This is a genomic window from Actinomadura sp. (assembly GCF_044508335.1).
In the GTDB taxonomy this organism is placed as follows: domain Bacteria; phylum Actinomycetota; class Actinomycetes; order Streptosporangiales; family Streptosporangiaceae; genus Spirillospora.
The window spans coordinates 1-2,864 of the sequence record NZ_JBIQHY010000228.1 but is presented as its reverse complement, the minus strand read 5'-3'; the positions used below and the strand labels follow the sequence as shown (position 1 = coordinate 2,864).

Annotated in this window: 3 protein-coding genes; all 3 read right to left on the bottom strand. The window is 73.0% G+C overall.

Features of this window, described 5'->3' with window-relative positions:
* Window positions 1–286: 286 nt before the first annotated feature.
* From ACIWVC_RS34445 to ACIWVC_RS34435, 3 genes are read right to left on the bottom strand one after another with little or no spacing between them, the layout of a single operon-like run.
* Window positions 287–934 carry a LuxR C-terminal-related transcriptional regulator gene (locus tag ACIWVC_RS34445; protein WP_396445593.1) on the bottom strand — a complete coding sequence of 216 codons (648 nt, stop codon included), beginning with the start codon at window positions 932–934 and terminating at the stop codon, window positions 287–289.
* Window positions 935–939: 5 nt separating this feature from the next.
* On the bottom strand, window positions 940–2,220 hold the full coding sequence (locus ACIWVC_RS34440) for a sensor histidine kinase (protein ID WP_396455194.1): 1,281 nt from the start codon (window positions 2,218–2,220) through the stop codon (window positions 940–942).
* Complete coding sequence (locus ACIWVC_RS34435) at window positions 2,217–2,705, bottom strand: hypothetical protein (protein ID WP_396445566.1); 489 nt, start codon at window positions 2,703–2,705, stop codon at window positions 2,217–2,219. Before ACIWVC_RS34435 ends, ACIWVC_RS34440 begins: the two co-directional genes overlap by 4 nt.
* Window positions 2,706–2,864 lie beyond the last annotated feature (159 nt).

The window sequence follows — 2,864 nt, the reverse complement described above, 5'->3', positions numbered from 1 at the left end:
CTCGGTAGATGCCAAGGTTGGAAGCCTGGATGAGCACCTGAAACGCTTCCTCAAGCGGGCTACCGCAGGGTGGGTGGCCGTCCTGCTGGAAGAGGCCGGAGCGCTCTCCATCGACCGTTCACCACCCTCGCGCATCAAGCTACGAGCCGGCTGGTGACGCTCGGCGGCATGAGAATGCGTGCAGTTATCGCGGGGTGTGCTGCGATTGCCCGCTCGGGTCCGCGGGCGACCAGTCGCTGTCAGCCGATCCGTTCGGTCAGCGCGACGACGATTCCCGGACGGATGGTCAAGGCGCCCTCAGATAGCGTAGGACGGCCAGGACGCGGCGGTGGTCGCTGCCGGTGGGCGTGAGGCCGAGCTTGGTGAAGATGTTCGCGATGTGCTTCTCCACGGCCCGCTCGGTGACCACCAGGGACGCGGCGATCGCAGCGTTCGTCCGGCCCTCCGCCATCAGGCCGAGCACCTCCCGCTCGCGCGGGGTGAGGGATGTGAGCCCGTCGTCGCGCCGGGCGGCGCCGAGCAGGTGCGCCACGACCTCCGGGTCGAGCGCGGTGCCCCCGGCGGCGACACGGTTCAGCGCGTCCACGAAGTCGTCGAGGTCGGACACCCGCTCCTTCAGCAGGTAGCCGACGCCGGCGGGCGACCCGGCCAGCAGTTCGGCCGCGTACCGCGTCTCCACGTACTGAGAGAACAGCAAGATGCCGAGCCCGGGGTGGACGCGGCGCAACTCGATCGCGGCGTGCAGGCCCTCGTCGGTGTGCGTCGGCGGCATCCGGATGTCCACCACGGCGACGTCCGGTCCGTGTTCGGCAACGGCCGCGTGCAGCGCGGGCGCGTCGCCGACCGCCGCCACCACCGAGTGGCCGCGCAGCCCGAGCAGGTGGGCGAGGCCGTCCCGCAGGATCACCGCATCCTCGGCGATCACCACGCGCAGACCGGTCACGAGGTGGTGAGGGGAAGCGTGACGGTCACGGTGGTCGGTCCTCCCTGGGGGCTCAGCACGGACAGTTCGCCGTCCACCGTACGCACCCGCTCGGCCAGCCCGGCGAGCCCGCCGCCGGCACGGGTCCGCGCGCCGCCCTTCCCGTCGTCGGTGACCGATAGCCGCAGCGTGCCGTCCCCCGGTTGGACGGCGGACACCGCGACCCGGCGGGCCGCGGCGTGCCGTCCCGCGTTGGCGAGCAGCTCGGCGGTGCAGAAGTAGGCGATCGACTCGATCGCCGCGGACGGCCGGACCCGCAGGTCCATCTCGAGCTCCGTCGGGACGGGGCTGCGGGCGGCGAGGGTCGCCAGCGCCGCGTCCAGCCCCTGGTCCAGGACGGGCGGATGGATACCGCGGACCAGCTCGCGCAGCTCGGCGATCGCCTCCCGCGCGCCGGTGCGGGCGGCGGCGACCAGCTCGCGGGCGTGCTCGGGGGTGTCGTCCGGAAGGGCCTCTTGCAGCGCGGTCAGGGTCATGGTCAGCGAGACGAGCCGCACCTGGGCGCCGTCGTGCAGGTCCCGCTCGATCCGGCGGAGCGTCGCCGCCGCGTCCTCGACCGCGTACGACCGGCTCCGTTCAAGGTCGCGGATGCGCGCATCGTCCGGCCGCGGTCCGAGCAGCGACCGCAGCACCGCCACGTCGAGACGGACGGCCAGCCGGACGGCCCGCGGCGCCACCGCGAGCAGGACGACGCCGGCCAGCGCCACCAGCAGGCTGCGCTGCCACGTGTCGAAGTAGAACCCGCCGACGACCAGGCCCTTCCGAATCCCACCGCTCTGGTCGCGGGTGGTGATCTCGTTGAGGTGCAGGGGGAGCTGGATCGGATACGTGAGCAGGAGGAACCCGTACACCCAGGTCACGAGCACCACGGCGACGCCGAGGACGGCCAGCGGGAACCGCACGAGCAGATGCAGGAACGCGCGGTAGCCGCTGGTGTCGTGCGCGTCCTGCACCCAGGCCCGCAGCCCGGCCCGCGTCCGCGGCAGGCCGGGCGCCGGCACTCGCTCATCCAGGAGGACGGCCGCGAGCCGGCGGTGCAGTTCCCCGAACCGGCAGGCGCCACGCAACACCGCCGCCGTCGCGGCCCCGCCCAGCCGGGTGACCGACAGGACGATGCCGAGCGCACCCGAGAACACCGCGTAACACAGCCCGGCCAGGGCGACCGGGGCACTGACGAGCAGGTAGAGCGCCTCCGTTCCGGCCCGGCGGACCGCCGGGCCCCGCGGCACCTGTGTCATCGCGCCATCGTCCCATTCGGCGCTGTCCCGCCGAAGACGCGAAGCATCAGGCGAGCCTGGAGCGTAGTGGTGCCCCGCATCAAAGCGGGCATCAGCAGCAGCATCACCAGCCCGCCCGCCGCGTGGACGGCCCAGGCTCCGGCGAGCGTCGGGCCGCCCCAGGAACTGTCCAGCGAACCTCCCATCCCGATGAGCCAGCGGGCCGGGTAGAGCAGGTTGAGCACGACGATCGCCCACCCGTACGCGGCCGCCAGGAGCGACAGGGCGCCGAGCGGCAGCGACAAGAGGGCGTGCAGGATCGTTCGGAACCGTCCTGGACGTGCGGACGGCACGCCCAGCAGGCGGTGCGCGAGCGCGGGTTGCACCCGGACCCCCGTGAGCGAGGCCAGCCCGGCAGGCAGGGCCGCGAGCGCATACGCGGATCGCCGCCAGAGCGGTGGGCCGAAGCGGGACCGGCGCGTGATAACGGAGAGGAGGATCGCCATGGGACACCTTCCGAGCTACGTGGACGGATGTCTCCAGGCTCGTCCCCAGGACGCCCTCGGAGCGATCGTGGGAGCAGGCGGATCGGGGTTCGGTTAACCTCACCCCTGCCCGCGGCGCAGGACGGTCCCGGGCAAGCCCCGGCAGGGCGCACAGCGCCT

Coding starts and splice junctions, on each gene's coding strand:
- ACIWVC_RS34440 (WP_396455194.1), bottom strand. CDS start 2,220: ATGACACAGGTGCCGCGGGGCCCGGCGGTCCGCCGGGCCGGAACGGAG.
- ACIWVC_RS34435 (WP_396445566.1), bottom strand. CDS start 2,705: ATGGCGATCCTCCTCTCCGTTATCACGCGCCGGTCCCGCTTCGGCCCA.